Origin of the sequence: Neisseria sp. P0008.S002, from assembly GCF_051962805.1 — a bacterium.
GTDB classification, from domain to species: Bacteria; Pseudomonadota; Gammaproteobacteria; order Burkholderiales; family Neisseriaceae; genus Neisseria; species Neisseria perflava.
The window spans coordinates 221874-238693 of the sequence record NZ_JBQCUY010000001.1 but is presented as its reverse complement, the minus strand read 5'-3'; the positions used below and the strand labels follow the sequence as shown (position 1 = coordinate 238693).

14 protein-coding genes are annotated in these 16820 nt (G+C 48.8%); 5 read left to right on the top strand and 9 right to left on the bottom strand.

Translation table 11 applies throughout. From position 1 onward, the window contains the following. Nucleotides 1-56: 56 nt before the first annotated feature. The 5 genes from prfA to ACTHSA_RS01125 form a co-directional block, all read right to left on the bottom strand. Entirely contained in the window at nucleotides 57-1133 is a 1077-nt protein-coding gene (gene prfA / locus ACTHSA_RS01145) for a peptide chain release factor 1 (RefSeq protein ID WP_049344380.1), read from the bottom strand. A gap of 155 nt (nucleotides 1134-1288) precedes the next feature. Beyond that, the gene (locus ACTHSA_RS01140; protein WP_070504437.1) at nucleotides 1289-2557 is read right to left on the bottom strand and encodes an Nramp family divalent metal transporter; all 1269 of its coding nucleotides are present in this window, start codon (nucleotides 2555-2557) and stop codon (nucleotides 1289-1291) included. Nucleotides 2558-2844: 287 nt separating this feature from the next. Then, a complete protein-coding gene (locus ACTHSA_RS01135; protein ID WP_070504434.1) occupies nucleotides 2845-3612 on the bottom strand; it encodes a TatD family hydrolase in 768 nt (255 codons plus the stop codon). Nucleotides 3613-3625: 13 nt separating this feature from the next. Continuing rightward, nucleotides 3626-4609 (bottom strand): asparaginase, encoded by a 984-nt coding sequence (locus ACTHSA_RS01130; RefSeq protein WP_070607943.1) that lies wholly within the window; start codon nucleotides 4607-4609, stop codon nucleotides 3626-3628. 66 nt (nucleotides 4610-4675) lie between these two features. Then, nucleotides 4676-5338: a DedA family protein gene (locus ACTHSA_RS01125; RefSeq protein WP_070607941.1), complete on the bottom strand. Its 663-nt coding sequence runs from the start codon at nucleotides 5336-5338 to the stop codon at nucleotides 4676-4678. Between the two features lie 249 nt (nucleotides 5339-5587). On the opposite strand from ACTHSA_RS01125, the gene ubiD reads away from it, so the two are divergent. Next, a complete protein-coding gene (gene ubiD / locus ACTHSA_RS01120; protein WP_440367352.1) occupies nucleotides 5588-7066 on the top strand; it encodes a 4-hydroxy-3-polyprenylbenzoate decarboxylase in 1479 nt (492 codons plus the stop codon). A 267-nt stretch (nucleotides 7067-7333) separates the two neighbouring features. Here ubiD and ACTHSA_RS01115 read toward each other — a convergent pair whose 3' ends face one another. After that, the gene (locus ACTHSA_RS01115; protein ID WP_070588331.1) at nucleotides 7334-9427 is read right to left on the bottom strand and encodes an AsmA family protein; all 2094 of its coding nucleotides are present in this window, start codon (nucleotides 9425-9427) and stop codon (nucleotides 7334-7336) included. Between the two features lie 178 nt (nucleotides 9428-9605). Further along, nucleotides 9606-9875 carry a 30S ribosomal protein S15 gene (gene rpsO, locus ACTHSA_RS01110; protein ID WP_003679932.1) on the bottom strand — a complete coding sequence of 90 codons (270 nt, stop codon included), beginning with the start codon at nucleotides 9873-9875 and terminating at the stop codon, nucleotides 9606-9608. Between rpsO and ACTHSA_RS01105 the strand changes: the two genes are divergently transcribed. Next, the gene (locus tag ACTHSA_RS01105) at nucleotides 9874-10083 is read left to right on the top strand and encodes a hypothetical protein (RefSeq protein WP_039861972.1); all 210 of its coding nucleotides are present in this window, start codon (nucleotides 9874-9876) and stop codon (nucleotides 10081-10083) included. The two genes, rpsO and ACTHSA_RS01105, sit on opposite strands and share 2 nt — an antisense overlap. Nucleotides 10084-10086: 3 nt before the next feature. Here the strand turns inward: ACTHSA_RS01105 and ACTHSA_RS01100 are convergent, their stop codons facing one another. Beyond that, nucleotides 10087-10842 (bottom strand): formylglycine-generating enzyme family protein, encoded by a 756-nt coding sequence (locus tag ACTHSA_RS01100; RefSeq protein WP_004519388.1) that lies wholly within the window; start codon nucleotides 10840-10842, stop codon nucleotides 10087-10089. A gap of 173 nt (nucleotides 10843-11015) precedes the next feature. Beyond that, nucleotides 11016-12185 carry a copper-containing nitrite reductase gene (gene nirK, locus ACTHSA_RS01095; protein WP_004519389.1) on the bottom strand — a complete coding sequence of 390 codons (1170 nt, stop codon included), beginning with the start codon at nucleotides 12183-12185 and terminating at the stop codon, nucleotides 11016-11018. A gap of 399 nt (nucleotides 12186-12584) precedes the next feature. On the opposite strand from nirK, the gene ACTHSA_RS01090 reads away from it, so the two are divergent. From ACTHSA_RS01090 to ACTHSA_RS01080, 3 genes are all read left to right on the top strand, one after another. Further along, nucleotides 12585-14840, top strand: a complete 2256-nt coding sequence (locus ACTHSA_RS01090) for a nitric-oxide reductase large subunit (protein WP_049344039.1) — start codon at nucleotides 12585-12587, stop codon at nucleotides 14838-14840. Between the two features lie 95 nt (nucleotides 14841-14935). Beyond that, entirely contained in the window at nucleotides 14936-15835 is a 900-nt protein-coding gene (gene prmB, locus ACTHSA_RS01085; RefSeq protein ID WP_070625892.1) for a 50S ribosomal protein L3 N(5)-glutamine methyltransferase, read from the top strand. A gap of 225 nt (nucleotides 15836-16060) precedes the next feature. Further along, on the top strand, nucleotides 16061-16798 hold the full coding sequence (locus ACTHSA_RS01080) for a toxin-antitoxin system YwqK family antitoxin (protein WP_003686026.1): 738 nt from the start codon (nucleotides 16061-16063) through the stop codon (nucleotides 16796-16798). Nucleotides 16799-16820: the final 22 nt, after the last annotated feature.

Genomic DNA, 16820 nt, shown 5'->3' with positions numbered 1-16820 from the left:
TATTGACATATGTCATCAGGCCGTCTGAAAAGTATAAACGCAATGGACCAAATCCATCAATCCCCCATTGCCGCCAAAAGCTCGGCTTGATGCTCGGCAATCAGGGCATTGGTGATTTCTTCCAAATCGCCGTCCATCACAAAATCCAGTTTGTGCAGGGTAAGGTTGATGCGGTGGTCGGTCACGCGGCCTTGCGGGTAGTTGTAGGTGCGGATGCGTTCGCTGCGGTCGCCGCTGCCGATCAGGGATTTGCGTTCGGCGGCTTCTTTGGCTTGGGCTTCGCGTTTTTGCGCGTCGTTTAAGCGGGCGGCGAGGACTTTCATCGCCTGCGCTTTGTTGGCGTGTTGGCTGCGGCCGTCTTGGCATTCGACTACCATGCCTGTCGGTAAGTGGGTAATGCGGACGGCGGAGTCGGTTTTGTTGATGTGCTGACCGCCCGCGCCGGATGCGCGGAAGGTGTCGATGCGCAGGTCGGCGGGGTTCAGTTCAATGTCTTCCAGTTCGTCCGCTTCGGGCATGACGGCAACGGTACAGGCGGAGGTGTGGATGCGGCCTTGGCTTTCGGTAGCAGGGACGCGTTGCACGCGGTGGCCGCCCGATTCAAATTTCAGACGGCTGTACGCGCCTAAGCCGATAATGCGGGCGATGACTTCTTTATAGCCGCCCAATTCGCTTTCGTTGGCGGAAACGATTTCAACCTGCCAGCGATTGCGCTCGGCGTAGCGGCTGTACATACGCAGCAAATCGCCTGCAAACAGAGCAGCTTCGTCGCCGCCGGTACCGGCACGTACCTCGATAAAGATGTTTTTATCGTCGTCGGCATCTTTTGGCAGTAGTAGTTTTTGCAATTCGGTATCGAGTTTGTCGATTTTGGCTTTGGCCGTTTCAATTTCTTCGGCAGCAAAGTCTTTCATTTCAGGGTCGGACAGCATTTCTTCGGCATCTGCCAAGTCGCTTTGCGCCAGCTGATAGTTTTGGAAGACTTCGACGACGGGCGTCAATTCGGCGTGTTCGCGCGTGAGTTTGCGGTAGTTGTCCATATCGGACGTGGCTTCAGGCTGTCCGAGCAAATGTGTGACTTCTTCTAGTCGGTCGCTGAGTTGTTGTAGTTTTTCTAAGATAGACGGCTTCATAAATTTTCCAAAATACGGATGCCGTCGGGTGGTCTGCAACGGCGAAATAAGGCGTTATTATAATGGGTTTGAATGAAAATTCAAAAAGATATGATGGATTGGAAAGGCCGTCTGAAACCTGTTTTTAAGTTTCAGACGGCCTTTTTTATATGGGCTTATTTAGGCGCAGCCAAGATGCCTGTTTGGTTCAGTAGGAATAAAACGGTAAAGCCGGTCAAATAAATCAAACCAATAATGGCGAGGAAGTTCATCCCCATGGTCAGTTTGTGGCGTTTGTCGCCTTTAACGAGGCGGTAGTTCAGCCAAGCGAATACAGGGGCGGCAACGAAGGCGGTAATCATGGCAAATTTGAGCAGTTCCGCCATTGCGCTGTTGAACCAGAAAATCACGGCCAAGCCTGAGCCTGCAACCCAGACGTTCCAAGCAAACAATTCGGCATTGCCGGTTTTGTCTTTGCCGCGCAGCAGGCGTACCGGTTCGGCAATCGCACGTGCGTAGCCGTCCACTACGGTAATGGTGGTGCCGTACATACAGGCGAAGGCGATAAATGCCACCAGCGGACGAGACCAGTCGCCGATGGTCACGGCGTACATATTAATCAGTTGGCCAACATATTTGCCGCCCGCCATTTGCACTTCCTCTCCGTTGCCGTATTGTACATATGCACCCAAGGCGAGGAAAACGACCGCCAAAATCGCGCTGGTGATATAGCCGACGTTGAAGTCGAAAATGCCGTCGCGGTAGCTGGAAGGGTTGATGCGTTGTTTTTCGGTAACCCACAAAGAGTTGATGGCGGAAATTTCAATCGGTGCAGGCATCCAGCCCATCAGTGCGATGAGGAAGCCCAAGCCTGCCAGTGTCCACGGGGTAGGCTCGATAAAGTCGGGTTTCATCTGCATGCCGCGAGACATGGCCACGGCGGCTGCGGCGACGGTGGCAATGGTCAGGCTGACGATGATGATTTTGGAAACGTTGTCCAATGCTTTATAGCGGCCGCTTGCCAAAATCAGCAGGCAGGAAACCATAATCATGACGGACACCATGCCGGCATCGAAAGTCAGCGATGGGATCGCCATTTTGACGATGGCGGCGGTAACGATGGCGACTGCACCGGCATTAATCGTTGCCGATGCAATACACAAAATCAAAAATACCCACAAATAAACGCGGCTTTTTTCGGCATAGCCCTCAATCAGGCTTTTGCCCGTGTCCAGCGTGTAATGTGCGCTGAAGCGGAAAAAAGGGTATTTGAACAGGTTGGTCAGAATGATAATCAGCGCAAGCTGCCAGCCGTAAAGTGCGCCTGCCTGCGTGGAGGCAATCAGGTGCGAGCCGCCGACTGCCGCCGAAGCCATCATGATACCCGGGCCGAGAGCATTGATTTTGCTCTTCCAGGTGGAAGCGTGTGTATGTTGTTCAGCCATAATTAGTTTCCGCCTTTTTCAGACGGCCTTATTATCAAAAAAAGGCATATTTTAACGTAAATAAAAAGTTTGCCCAATAATATGCGTAATACTTTTTATCAATCAAAGGGAAAATACGGTGTTAAAAAGCCGAGATGACGGAGTGAACGATATTTTGTGCCAAAAACATTTTTTCAGACGGCCTTGTATCGCTTTTTATTCATGAATATGGGGTAGGGAGGGCAGAGTGTGTCGGTTTGGAAACGAAATGGCCGGGCAAGGCTTTTTGATGCCTTGAGGTCGGCATATCAAGGGGAAGTATGGAGCAGGGAATCCACGTTTTGCTCGGTTATTTCAGCCAGTTGCGCCAGCGGTATGCCGCGCAGTTCGGCTGCAATTTCGGCGATACGGCGGATGTTGGCTGGTGTATTGGTTTCATGGCCGAGCATAAAAGGGCTGTCGGTTTCAAGAACAAAATCCGTGTCATCTAAGGCTTGTAAGGCGGCACGGACTTTTTTTGCATTGGGATTGAGCAGCAGTGAGCCTATGCCGATTTTGAAGCCGAGTTTCACCAAAATCCGCGCTTCTTCTACGCTGCCGGAGAAAGCGTGAACGATACCGCCTTGTGTGAAACCGGCGGTTTTGACGGCGGCGGCAATGGCGGCGGTGGCTTTCAGATTATGGATGATGACGCGGCGGTTGAGGTTTTGGGCGAGGATGAGTTGGCGGATAAAGACGTCGGTTTGCGTGTCGCGTTGCGCTTGGGTTTGCTCTTTGCCATAAAAATCCAAGCCGATTTCGCCAACCCATGCCTGAGGATGCTGGATTAATTCTTTCTCTAACTCTTGGAATGCCGCTTCGTTGAGGCCGTCTGCAAACCACGGATGAATGCCCAAAGCGATATGGATGTTTTCAGACGGCCTTTCCAACTGCGCAACGGGATGCCAATCTTTGGGGGATGTGGCCGGTACGATAAAACGCGCCACGCCAACGGCTTGCGCTTCGGTAAGCACGGCAGGCAGCATGTCGGCAAGTTTGGGGTCGGCAAGATGGCAGTGGGTGTCGGTGAAAGTCATATTAAATGGCGGTTTACAGCAGATTTAATTGTTGCAATTCTTGTTGCACCTTATCTGCATTCCAGTCATGGGAAATGGCAAGGGTCATCAGCGCAGTGGCAGTTTCGAGATTGCATTTGCCGCCGTTGATGATACCTGTCTGACGCAAAGCATCGCCTTGGGCATAGACGGCGGCGGCGCAACCTTGCGGCACTTGGCTGATGTTGAGCAGCAATTTGCCTTGTTGCGTAAAGGCTTGGACGGCTCGGACAAACGCATCGTTACTCGGCGCATTGCCGTGGCCGTAGCTTTGCAGAATCAGGGCTTGGGCGGAAAGGTGGGGCAGGCCGTCTGAAAGTTCTTGCGCGGCATAACCGGGAATCAGCGTGCGGATGGAAACTTTGGCTTCAGGATTTGGAAGACGCGGTTTGAGGCCGTCTGAATGTTGGGTCGGGGCGGTACGGATATTGTGCCAACCTTTGTTTTCCTCCCATTCGGCGAGTGCGCCAAAATGCAGGTTGTCAAAACCTGCGGCGGTCTCGGTGCTGACCTTGCTGCTGCCGACGGCGGGGAAGAGTTTGCCGTCAAAGGCAATCGCCACTTGTTTGAGTTTGAGCGAGAAGGCGGAAACAGCGGTGGCAAGGTTGCGCGGCGCATCGCTGTTGGCGGCATCGTAAGGCCATTGTGAGCCGGTCAGGATAACGGGTTTGTCCAAGCCTTGCAGCGAAAGGGCGAAGAGGTTGGCGGTGTATGCCATGGTATCCGTACCGTGCAGCACCAAAATGCCGTCATAGTCAGGCAGTTTGGCGATAATAAGATCCAGCCAGTCGCGTTGGTTTTGTAGCATTACCGCGGAAGAATCGATGAGCGGCTGACAAACGTGCCATTCGAAATCAAGGCCGTCTGAAAAGGGGGCAAGGGCTTTATCGACGAGGGCGGTGTCGGGACGCAGGCCTGCGCTGCTTTGGGTCATGCCGATGGTGCCGCCGGTGTAGAGGACGAAGATTTTTTGTTTCATGGTGTTTCTGATGAATGATTGAGGCCGTCTGAAAGCGGGGAAGTGTTTCAGACGGCCTGGAATGGTTTATTGATTGGCTTGTTTTTTGGCTTTTGCAGCACGTTTTTCGTGTAATTTTTCACGGAAGAAGGTGTGGCGGCGGTGTTTTCTCCACCAAATCCAGCCGACGATGACTGCGCCGATGCCCAGTACGGTAAAGATACCGGATTGCAGGCTATGCATTTTTTTCATCAGCCAGTCGGTATTGCGTGCGCCGTATTCGCCCAGATAAATCCAAACCGGAACGGAAATCAGCGCGGCCAAGCCGTCCATCAGGATAAAACGTAGGTAGGAAACCTTGCGGCTGATACCAGCGGTCACGAAAACGGCAGTACGCAGGCCGGGCAGGAAACGGGCGACGAATAAAACCCAGTTGCCGTATTTGTCGAATTTTTCCTGTACTTGGGCGTAGCGTTTGGGTGTCATCACGCGGGCAATCGGTTTGAATTTAAGGATTTTTTGTCCCCAAATCCGGCCGGCCGCAAACATAAAGCCGTCGCCTACCAATACGCCGAGCATGCCGACGGCAAACATAATATGCGAGTTGGTATAACCCAGGCCGGAAATCACACCGCCGGTTACCAGTGTCAAATCTTCAGGAATCGGCACGCCGAAGCCGCAAATAACCAAAACGAAAAACACGGCCGCATAGCCGTATTCAACGAAAAAAGATTCTAAAATTGCAAACATGGCCGCCGTCCCACGATAAATATTGATTGATGATTGGATTAAGTTGGAATTTTACCAAAGATAAGGCCGTCTGAAAGCAATCACAAGCAGATATTGTTTAAATTTGACGGTAGTTTGCAAAAAATCTAGAAATTCGGACGTGGAAAGTTGGGATTTGAACAGATTTGGCAGGTACAATAGCCGCTGGTTTATCTTTCAAACCCGAAATGGCGGTCTGCTTTCAGACGGCCTGTTCAGGAAAATGAAATCATGAAATACAGAGATTTGCGAGAATTTATCGCCGGATTGGAAGCTGATGGCAAACTAAAGCGCATCCAGCATCCGGTGTCGCCGTATTTGGAAATGACCGAAATTGCCGACCGCGTGCTGCGCGCCGAAGGGCCGGCGTTGTTGTTTGAAAACCCGATTAAGCCTGATGGTACGCGTTATGATTATCCCGTCTTGGCGAATCTGTTCGGCACGCCCGAACGCGTGGCACTGGGCATGGGTGCGGACAGTGTGTCCAAGCTGCGTGAAATCGGGCAGACGTTGGCGTATCTGAAAGAACCCGAACCGCCTAAAGGCATCAAAGACGCATTTTCTAAACTGCCGTTGCTGAAAGACATTTGGAGCATGGCGCCGAACGTGGTGAAAAATGCGCCGTGTCAGGAAATCGTGCGGGAAGGTGAGGACGTTGATTTGTATAAACTTCCGATTCAGCATTGCTGGCCGGAAGACGTTGCGCCACTGGTAACGTGGGGCTTGACCGTTACGCGCGGACCAAACAAAAAACGCCAAAATCTCGGTATTTACCGTCAGCAACTAATCGGCAAAAATAAGCTGATTATGCGTTGGCTGTCGCATCGCGGCGGCGCGTTGGATTATCAGGAATTCCGCAAACTCAATCCCGATACGCCGTATCCCGTCGCCGTCGTGCTTGGCTGCGACCCTGCCACCATTTTGGGCGCGGTAACGCCCGTTCCCGATACCTTGAGCGAATACCAATTTGCCGGACTGTTGCGCGGTTCGCGGACGGAGCTGGTGAAATGTATCGGCAATGATTTGCAAGTGCCCGCACGCGCTGAAATCGTGCTGGAAGGCGTCATCCATCCGAACGAAACCGCGTTGGAAGGCCCATACGGCGACCACACGGGCTATTACAACGAGCAGGACCATTTCCCCGTGTTCACGGTCGAGCGCATCACCATGCGCGAAAACCCGATTTACCACTCCACCTACACAGGTAAACCGCCCGATGAACCCGCCGTTTTGGGCGTGGCATTGAACGAAGTGTTCGTACCGCTTTTGCAAAAGCAGTTCCCTGAAATCACTGATTTTTACCTGCCGCCCGAAGGCTGCTCCTACCGCATGGCGGTGGTGAGTATGAAAAAACAGTACGCCGGACACGCCAAGCGCGTGATGATGGGCTGCTGGTCGTTCCTGCGCCAATTTATGTACACCAAATTCATCATCGTGGTTGATGACGATGTGAACGTGCGCGACTGGAAAGAAGTCATCTGGGCGGTCACCACGCGCATGGACCCTGTACGCGACACTGTTTTGGTAGAAAATACGCCCATCGATTATCTCGACTTCGCCAGCCCTGTCAGCGGACTCGGCGGCAAAATGGGTTTGGATGCGACCAACAAATGGCCGGGTGAAACCGACCGCGAATGGGGGCGTGTGATCAAAAAAGACCCTGCCGTTACGGCCAAAATCGATCAGATTTGGGAGCGTTTGGGTTTGTAGATGTCGGATTTATTGGAATTTCTACTTCAAATATTGATGGAAATAATTGGGTCTATGTTTGAGGGTACGGTAGAAATATTGAAGCTCGATTGGAGAAAAAGAAAACTCTCCAAAAAAGGCTTGATAATGTTGGCCATATGGTTTGCCATCATTGTTGCACTGATTGTGTATATGGTCATTCCCCAATAAACATCTTATTCTGACAATGTATCTGTTAAAAGGCCGTCTGAAACTTTTTGGGTTTCAGACGGCCTTTAATTTGAAAATTTAGCGTGGTTTGAGCCACTTCCATTGTTCTTGTATGGTTTCTTGCAGGGCTTTTTGTTTTTCTGCAGGTGTGTTCATGCCATTGGTTAAGCGGCTGTAATCGAGGGTAATGGAAGGGTTTTGTACGGTACCGCCGATTTTGAGGGGAATCGGTTTGTTTTTAGGTTGCAGTACGTTGCTTATAAGCAGGTTTTCCGATAGCTTTTGGGTATTTAAATCGGTATAGCCGCTGCTGACAACGTGCAGGCTGTCAGAAAACAGTTCGGTGTTGATATGATGGCTGATGCCTTTCTCGATTTCGCTATTGAGGATGAAATGATGGAAAGGGGTTTTGAGGTTGCTGTTGTCGATTTTTTCCGAAGAGATGCCGTTTTTCAGAATGCTGTCCATATCGATGCCGTGCCATGCACCGTTGGTAATATCGAGAAGCAGGCTGCCGTTTAAGGCTTGTATCATTTGGGCACGGTCATTGCCGGTAGTTTTAATGTCGATAACGGCGTCGCCGCTGCCGCTGAAGCTGTGGAAACCGAACAGGTCTTGCAGCAGCGGCTGAATTTGTATGCCTTTTGCGTTTTGCTGAAGGTGGTAGGAAGCAGGTTGGGTTGCCGCAATACTCAGGCCTCCCTCGGTTTTGCCGCCATAAAGCCCGGCTTTGAAACGGTGTAGGGCTATATGTTCTTTATCGGCGGTGAGCAGGGATTCGATGTTTTCTAATTGCAGACCGGCAGTTTGAATGCTGCCGATTTGGAGGTTGGCCTCAATGTCGGGCAACCAGGATTTGGCCAGCAGGGAAGGAAGATTCAGTGATGGCTGGGTTTTCAGATCTTCCAAGTAAGGGGTCAGATTGAGTTTTTGTAAGGCGATACCGGCGTCAAGGTGCGGGCGCGGCTGGGCATCGCGTTGGTATTTAAAGGCCAAGGCGAGGGCTTGTCTGTCAAATGCGCCTTTCAGACGGCCTTCCCATGTATTGAGGCTGAAATTGGCCTGTCCTTCGAGTGTACTGATGAATCGGGGGCGGGGAAGGCGGTTGATGGTGTCTTGCAGGGTGCTGAGGTGCAGTTTGGGCGCATCAATGCCTTTGCCTTTTTGCCAAACCAATGGGCTGGAAAAGGTAAAGTTGGTTTGGAGTCGGTCGTTTTTATGGCTGCCTTTGAGTTCAAAATTGGCGGCGGTCAAAACGGTTGCGTAGAGGTTGGCTTTGTCCAGTTTGAATGAACCGTCCCATTGGTTGTTTTCACTGCCGGCGGTCAATGCGCCGTTGAGTGTGTTGAGGTGCAAATAGCCGTTTTTAAACTGCAAGAGGGGCGAGCGTGCGTTGATATGCAAGTTTTGATAGCCGCTTTCAGCTTGCAGATTGAAGTCGCGGAAAAGGGCGGTTTGGTTTTGCCAATTAAGGCTGCCTGCGATTTGGGCATCCAGCTTGTTTTTGAGTAATACGGTTTGCAGGTTTAATTTGAGGGCGGGAACGCTCCAGCCGGCATCATCTTGTACAAGATGGCCGGCCCCTTGCCAACTGATGGGGTTGCCTATGTTTTGCAGTGTGCCGCTGATATCGAATGGACGGCCGTCTGAATCGGCTCTGCGCAGGGAAAATTGCAGATCGTTTAAGGCAATATCTTGTTCTTTATTGTGGTAACGGATGCTGCCGTTATTGATGATGATGCGGTTGAGCTGAAAACTTTCTTTTGACGATGGGTCTTGTTGCAGGCAGGCGGGCAGATGGTGTTTTGAGTCCAGTGTCAGTGTCGGGTTTAAAAGAATCCATTTCTCAAGTATGGGCGCATCCGACCATAGGCTGCTCCAACCAAAGCCCATTTCGGACTCAGCGATGTTCAGCGTCGGCGTGTCAGGTTCGGAAGAGGAAAGGCTGAGGTCTTTTAAAATCAGCGTAGGGCGCGGTAGCCATTTTCTGCTGATATTGGCGTTGTATTTGACTTGGCAGCCATGGGCAGAAAAGTTTTTCTGTATGAATGCGTCGATGTTTTCTGTATTGAATATGCGGAACATTAAGGCACTCAATACCGCCGCGAGGCATAAAAGCACGGCAATGCTGAAAACCAGGGATTTCAGCCAAAATTTTCCTGAGTGCAACATGGAATGAACAGACAATTCAGATTCTCGCTTTGATGGGAGCTTTAAGGAGTGATTGGAAGTTTAAGCCTTGCTGCTTAAGCGTGTGGAAGTATAACACAGAGCGTGGGCCTGTGTTTCAGACGGCATCGGTATGTTAATAAAAAACACCGCCCGAAGGCGGTGTTGATTTAAGCATAAATTATTTACGCAGACCCAGGCGGGTAATCAGTGTACGGTAAGTATCAGGCTGAGTACGACGCAGGTAAGACAATAGGCGACGACGTTGGCTAACCATTTTCAACAGGCCGCGACGGCTGTGGTGGTCTTTAGGGTTGGCTTTGAAGTGAGGAGTCAGGTCGTTGATGCGGAAAGTCAACAGAGCGACTTGTACTTCAGAAGAGCCGGTATCGCCTTCTTTGCGTTGGAAATCTTTAACAATTTGTGCTTTTTGTTCTACGGTCAATGCCATGATGGATAACTCCGAAAATAAAAGAACCTTTTCAGGTTCGGACAAGTTTGCCAAGCCAAACGACCTAAGCAAACTCCTAAGTGCCTTTTTAGAAAGACGGGCGGATTATGCCACAATTTGTCTTTGTGCGCCATATCTTTTCAGACGGCCAAAAAAAGCGGCGATACCTTTCAGTACCGCCAAAGCTGCTTTGGTGATAAAAAACTAAACTTTATTTGCTCGCACAGCGGAAGCCCAAGTTATTTAAAACATATTTGGACTGTAGGCTGGTGCGGATGCCGTAGCGTAAGAATGCCGCATAGTTGGACGGGTCGCTTGAGCCTACGGATGCGCCGCTACAGAACATTTGTGTGTTGGACGAGCCGGCAGAGAGTTGGCTGCTGTTGAAGTCTTCAGTCCATTCCCAAATCAGGCCGTGCATATCGTATACGCCCCAGTAGTTGGGTTTGTTTTTACCGATGTCGTGCAGGCCGTTTCGGCCGCCGTCTGCATACCAATCCAAGATGGTGCGGTTGTAGCCGGGTTCGGCAGAGCCATCTTTTTGAGTGGTAGAAGCCAAGCCTGCAAATTCCCACTCGTCAATAGTCGGCAGGCGTTTGCCTTTGGAAACGCAGTAGGCATTGGCGGCAAACCATGAAACATTAGTTACCGGATGTTTGAGTTCGCTGGCTTTAGGCGCATAACTGTTGCTGCCGTTTTTTACCCAATGTTTCAGGTAAGCTTTTTCAGCTTGTTTAGAGCTGATTTTGTCTTTTTGCCATTGTGGATGTGTTTTCAAAAATTCGGCGAATTCGGCATTGGTTACAGGATATTTATCAAGTTGGAAGGGCTTGACTTTAATAAGGGAAGTCTCTTTTTTAAGATAGAGAGGGCGATAGCTGCCTCCTTCGATTTTTACCATTTCGGCTGCAAATGTATTGCCGCAGATTAAGGCACTGCCTAAGAGGAGGAGTCGTATGAGTTTCATGGTACGCCCTTATTATCGTTTGAAAACAGAAAATTTATTTTTAAGATAGCCTAATCATAACAAGGCCGTCTGAAAAATTAATCTGTCTGATTGAATAGGAAGATTAATTGTGATGGAAGCCACTGCGACTCTAAGAGAAGAGTAGCAGTGGCTTGGCGTATTAAACCGAGGGATTATTTAGCGGCTTCAGAAGCAGCAGGTGCGGCAGACGCAGCGGCTGGGGCAGAAGCGGCAGCACCGGCAGGTTGGTAAACGGTGTCGCTCAGTTTTTTGGTCATGATTTCAGGGTTTTCGTTACCCTCAACTTTCAATTGACCCAAAGCACCTTTGTTGAACGCACGGAAGATAGAGTGGTCAACTATAGTGTAGCTGCCTGGAATATCGACTTTGAATTCGATCATGGCGGCGCCACCGGCAGGAATCACAGTGCTTTGTACGTTTTCGTTAATCAGTTTACCACCTTCAACATATACTTTGTCGAAGATTTCGCCGATAACGTGGAAAGAAGATACCAAGTTAGGACCACCGTTACCAACGTACATACGAACAGTTTCACCAGCTTTGGCTTTCAGGGCGTTGTCACCGGCGATAGAGCCTACGTGACCGTTGAATACAACGTATTCAGGTTGTTCGGCAATTGCTTTGTCCATATCGAAAGGTTGCAGGCCTTGAGCGCCTTTTTTACCTTTAGTATAGAAGTCGCCTTGTACGATGTAGAACTCTTTATCTACTTTAGGCAGGCCTTCTTTAGGTTCAACCAAGATCAAACCGTACATACCGTTGGCGATGTGCATACCTACAGGAGCAACGGCACAGTGGTAAATGTACAAACCGGCTTGCAGAGCTTTAAAGCTGAAAGTAGAAGTGTGGCCTGGGGCAGTGAAAGAAGCTTCTGCACCACCGCCTTGACCGGTAGCAGCGTGGAAGTCAACGTTGTGAGGAACAGTAGAAGAAGGATTGTTAGAGAATTCTACTTCTACGGTATCGCCTTCGCGTACACGAATCATTTGGCCCGGAACGTCGCCGTTGAATGTCCAGTAGTGGTATTCAACACCGTCTTCCATAGTCATGGTTTTTTCGACGGTTTCCATTTTAACGCGTACTTTAGCCGGATGATCGCGATCGATTGCAGGTGGAACTTCCGGAGCGTGAGTCATGATGGCATCGACTACAGGCAATTCTGAAGAAGGAGTCTCGGCAGCAGCTTGTGAGTCAGAAGCAGCAGCAGGAGCTTCGGCAGAAGCGGTGGCAGCCGGAGTTTCAGCTGGTTTAGCAGCTTGTTCGCCGCATGCGGCCAGTGCAAATACAGAAGCGATAAGTGCAGCTAAGGTTTGGCGTTTCATGTTTAAAGTTTCCTTATTGTAAGAAAAGTTAAGTATCCTGATAGGATGGTTTGAAATTTTGTATGATTATGTAGGCGCTTGTTTGGGTGTATTTTGACATAAATCAAATTGTTCAATGAATATGAATCTTTTAATCCTTAAATACTCCTTTAGTAGTATAAAAAACTAAACCGAAAAGTTTATTTTTGTGTGAAAATGTTAGTGTGGGCTTAACACAAAATATAACAAAGGAGGAGTTATATAGGATAATAGGAATCAATATCATGTAAGTTAATGGTTTTAAAGGAATATTATTGACAAAATATTTCTTTACTTTTAAAACCGTGATACAATCTTTAACATTCATATTTAATGAATTAATACCCAACCACTTTTTACCAAAATCAAGGAGTACTCAAAATGGGACAGTACAAGAAGCTTTGGTACTTGCTGTTTGCCGTACTGGCAGTATGCTTTACCATTCTTGGTTATATGGGTAGCGAGGTCTATAAAAAGGCTCCGCCATACCCTGAACAAGTCGTTTCTGCATCCGGCAAAGTCCTGATGACCAAAGACGATATTTTGGCAGGTCAATCTGCATGGCAAACTACCGGCGGTATGGAAGTTGGCTCTGTATTGGGTCACGGTGCATACCAAGCTCCGGACTGGACTGCCGACTGGCTGCACCGCGAGCTGGTTGCATGGTTGGATCTGACTGCGCAAGAAACTTACGGCAAAAAATTTGACGAAGTTTCTCCTGAGGAACAAGCTGTTCTGAAAACCCGTTTGGCTGACGAATACCGCAACCAAAGCCGTATTAAGGAAGACGGTTCTGTCGTTATCAGCGATACCCGCGTGAAAGCGATCGAAAGTATTCTGCCTTACTATCACGGTGTGTACAGCGACGATCCTAAGTTCCAAACCACTCGCGAACACTTTGCAATGAAAAACAACACATTGCCAAGCCAAGAAGCGCGTGAAAAACTGTTCAACTTCTTCTTCTGGACTTCTTGGTCTGCTTCGGCTAACCGTCCTGATGAGAACTTCACTTACACCAACAACTGGCCGCACGAGCCTTTGATCAAGAACGTACCGACTACTGAAAACTACATGTGGTCCTTCACCAGCGTGGTATTGTTGCTGATGGGTATCGGCTTGCTGATGTGGGGTTACTCTTTCTTGACCAAACATGAAGAGGTTGAAGTACCTACTGAAGATCCTATCTCTAAAGTACAACTGACTCCTTCTCAAAAAGCGTTGGGCAAATATGTATTCCTGACTGTTGCGCTGTTTGTCGTACAAGTACTGTTGGGTGGTTTGACCGCTCACTATACTGTCGAAGGTCAAGGCTTCTACGGTATCGATACCGCCTTGGGCTTTGAAATGGCCGACTGGTTCCCATATGCGCTGACCCGTACTTGGCACATCCAATCCGCTATTTTCTGGATTGCAACCGGCTTCCTGACAGCAGGTCTGTTCTTGGCTCCGATTGTGAACGGCGGTAAAGATCCTAAATTCCAACGTGCCGGTGTGAACTTCCTGTACATCGCCCTGTTCATCGTAGTCGGCGGTTCTTATGCAGGTAACTTCTTTGCTTTGACCCACATCATTCCGCCTGAGCTGAACTTCTGGTTCGGTCACCAAGGTTACGAATACTTGGATTTGGGTCGCTTCTGGCAACTTCTGCTGATGGTCGGCTTGCTGTTGTGGCTGTTCCTGATGCTGCGTTGCACCATTTCTGCCTTTAAAGAAAAAGGTACAGACAAAAACCTGTTGGCTATCTTCGTAGCTTCTATGGTTGGTGTGGGTGTGTTCTATGCTCCTGGTCTGTTCTACGGTGAAAAATCTCCAATCGCTGTGATGGAATACTGGCGTTGGTGGGTGGTTCACTTGTGGGTAGAAGGTTTCTTCGAAGTGTTCGCTACTGCCGCTTTCGCATTCATCTTCTATAACATGGGCTTTGTCCGCCGTAGTACTGCCACTGCTTCTACTTTGGCTGCTGCTGCCATCTTCATGTTGGGCGGTATTCCAGGTACATTACACCACTTGTACTTCTCTGGTTCTACCTCTGCCTCTATGGCAATCGGTGCATGTTTCTCCGCTTTGGAAGTTGTGCCTTTAATTCTGCTGGGTCGTGAAGCTTATGAACACTGGTCTTACCAACACCTGTCCGACTGGGCGAAACGTCTGCGTTGGCCTCTGATGTGCTTCGTAGCAGTTGCCTTCTGGAACATGATTGGTGCCGGCGTATTCGGCTTCTTGATTAACCCGCCGATTTCTCTGTTCTACATCCAAGGTCTGAACACTACTGCAGTTCATGCTCACGCGGCTCTGTTCGGTGTGTACGGTTTCTTGGCTCTGGGCTTCGTATTGCTGGTTGCACGTTACCTGAAACCTAATGCTCAATTTGACGACAAACTGATGACTTGGGCATTCTGGCTGTTGAACGGCGGCCTGGTGGGTATGATTGCTATCAGCCTGTTGCCGGTCGGCGTGATTCAAGCTTACGCTTCTATCACTCATGGTCTGTGGTATGCACGTAGTGAAGAATTCCTGCAAATGGAAATTCTGGATACCCTGCGTTGGGTTCGTACTGCTGCTGACTTGATCTTTATCGGTGGTGCTGTCTGCGTTGCTATCCAAGCTACCAAAATCGTATTCAGCCGCGATAAATAATCTTAAGCTGAATTAAATCGAAGGCCGTCTGAAAAGTTTTCAGACGGCCTTTCTGTTATAATTTCAACATTCTTAAATTGACAAGACAAAACATTATGTTCAATCAAGCTGCTCAAGAGCTGACCACTGTTCGCGATTTGCTGCGTTTCGCCGTCAGCCGTTTTAACGATGCCGGACTGTTTTTCGGACACGGAAGCGATAATGCCCATGACGAGGCAGCCTATCTGATTTTGCACACTTTGAATCTGCCTTTGGATACGTTGGAACCTTATTTGGATGCTAAATTGTTGCAAAGTGAGAAGGAAGAGGTGTTGTCCATTCTCGAACGCCGCGCAGTGGAGCATATTCCTGCCGCGTATCTGACGCATCAGGCATGGCAGGGCGAGTTTGATTTTTATGTTGATGAGCGCGTTATCGTGCCTCGTTCTTTCATTTACGAATTGCTGGGCGACGATATCCGTCCTTGGATTGAACATGATGAGTTGGTGCATCGAGCTTTGGATTTGTGTACCGGTAGCGGCTGTTTGGCCATTCAAATGGCGCACCACTATCCTGATGCACAAATCGATGCCGTTGATTTAAGCTTGGATGCGCTGGAAGTAGCCGCCATCAATATTGAAGATTATGGTTTGGAAGACCGCATCAGCTTGGTGCATACCGATTTATTCGAAGGTTTGGATGAAACATACGACTTAATTGTTTCCAATCCGCCTTATGTCGACGCGGAATCAGTGGAAGCGTTGCCTGATGAATACCTGCACGAGCCGGAATTGGCTTTGGGTAGTGGCGAAGATGGTTTGGACGCTACACGTCAAATCATTCTGCAAGCGGCGAAATATTTGAATCCAAAAGGTGTATTGCTGGTTGAAATCGGTCACAATCGTGAAGTATTGGAAGCGGCTTATCCCGAATTACCGTTTACTTGGTTGGAAACCAGCGGTGGCGATGGGTTTGTATTCTTGTTGACCCGCGAGCAATTATTGGGTGAAGAATAGATTATTTTGATATAAATAAAATAAAGGCCGTCTGAAAAAGTTTTAGACGGCCTTTGTTTTATAAAATTTTTAATATTTTAAGAAAATACAAATTCCTATGGTATGCCGAATATGAAATCCAAGCAGGCTTTGAAACTATGGCTTATAATATTTGTCATAGATTTAAATGCCGGTAGATTTTTATTACTGACTTTTTGTAGAACATATACTGCCAAACTCCATATTATGAATAATTATTTAAAATCAGGCCTGTTGGCTGCTGCTTTGTTCAGTATGCCCGTTGCCGCCTTTGCCCAGCAACATACCGTTTATTTCAATCAAAACGGTAAACTGACGGCGACCATGCCTTCGGTTGCTTATGTCCGCCAATACAAGATTGAGGCAGGTAAGGCACAGGTGCAGGATTTTTACTATCCATCGATGAAAAAATATTCTGATCCTTATGAAGTACCTGCCGGTCAGATTAAGGTTTTTGTGCCGGCGTTGGATAATGGCACATTAACCCTGTGGCATTTCAACGGTCAGAAAAAGATGGTTGGCAGCTATCGCAACGGCAAACCGCATGGCGAGTGGGTCAACTGGTATCCAAACGGCAAAAAATCCGCAGTAATGCCTTATCAAAATGGCTTGAGTGAGGGCGTGGGTTCGCGCTATTACCGAAATGGCGTGAAAGAAAGCGAAATTCAGTTTAAGCATGATAAAGCCAATGGCCATTGGAAACAATGGTATTCAGACGGCAGTCCGAAAACTGAAATGATGATGAGCAATGACAAACCGACGGAGATCATTAGTTGGGATGAAAATGGCCGCATCGTGTCTGAATTGAGTATTCGCAACGGTAAACGCAGTGGCATTATTTTGGATTGGTATGATGATGGTGCGAAGAAATCTGAGCTAGTTTATAAAGACGACCAGTTGGTGAAAAAAACTTTCTGGGATACGGACGGATACGTTCTCGAATAATTTTGATTATAAAAAACCGCAG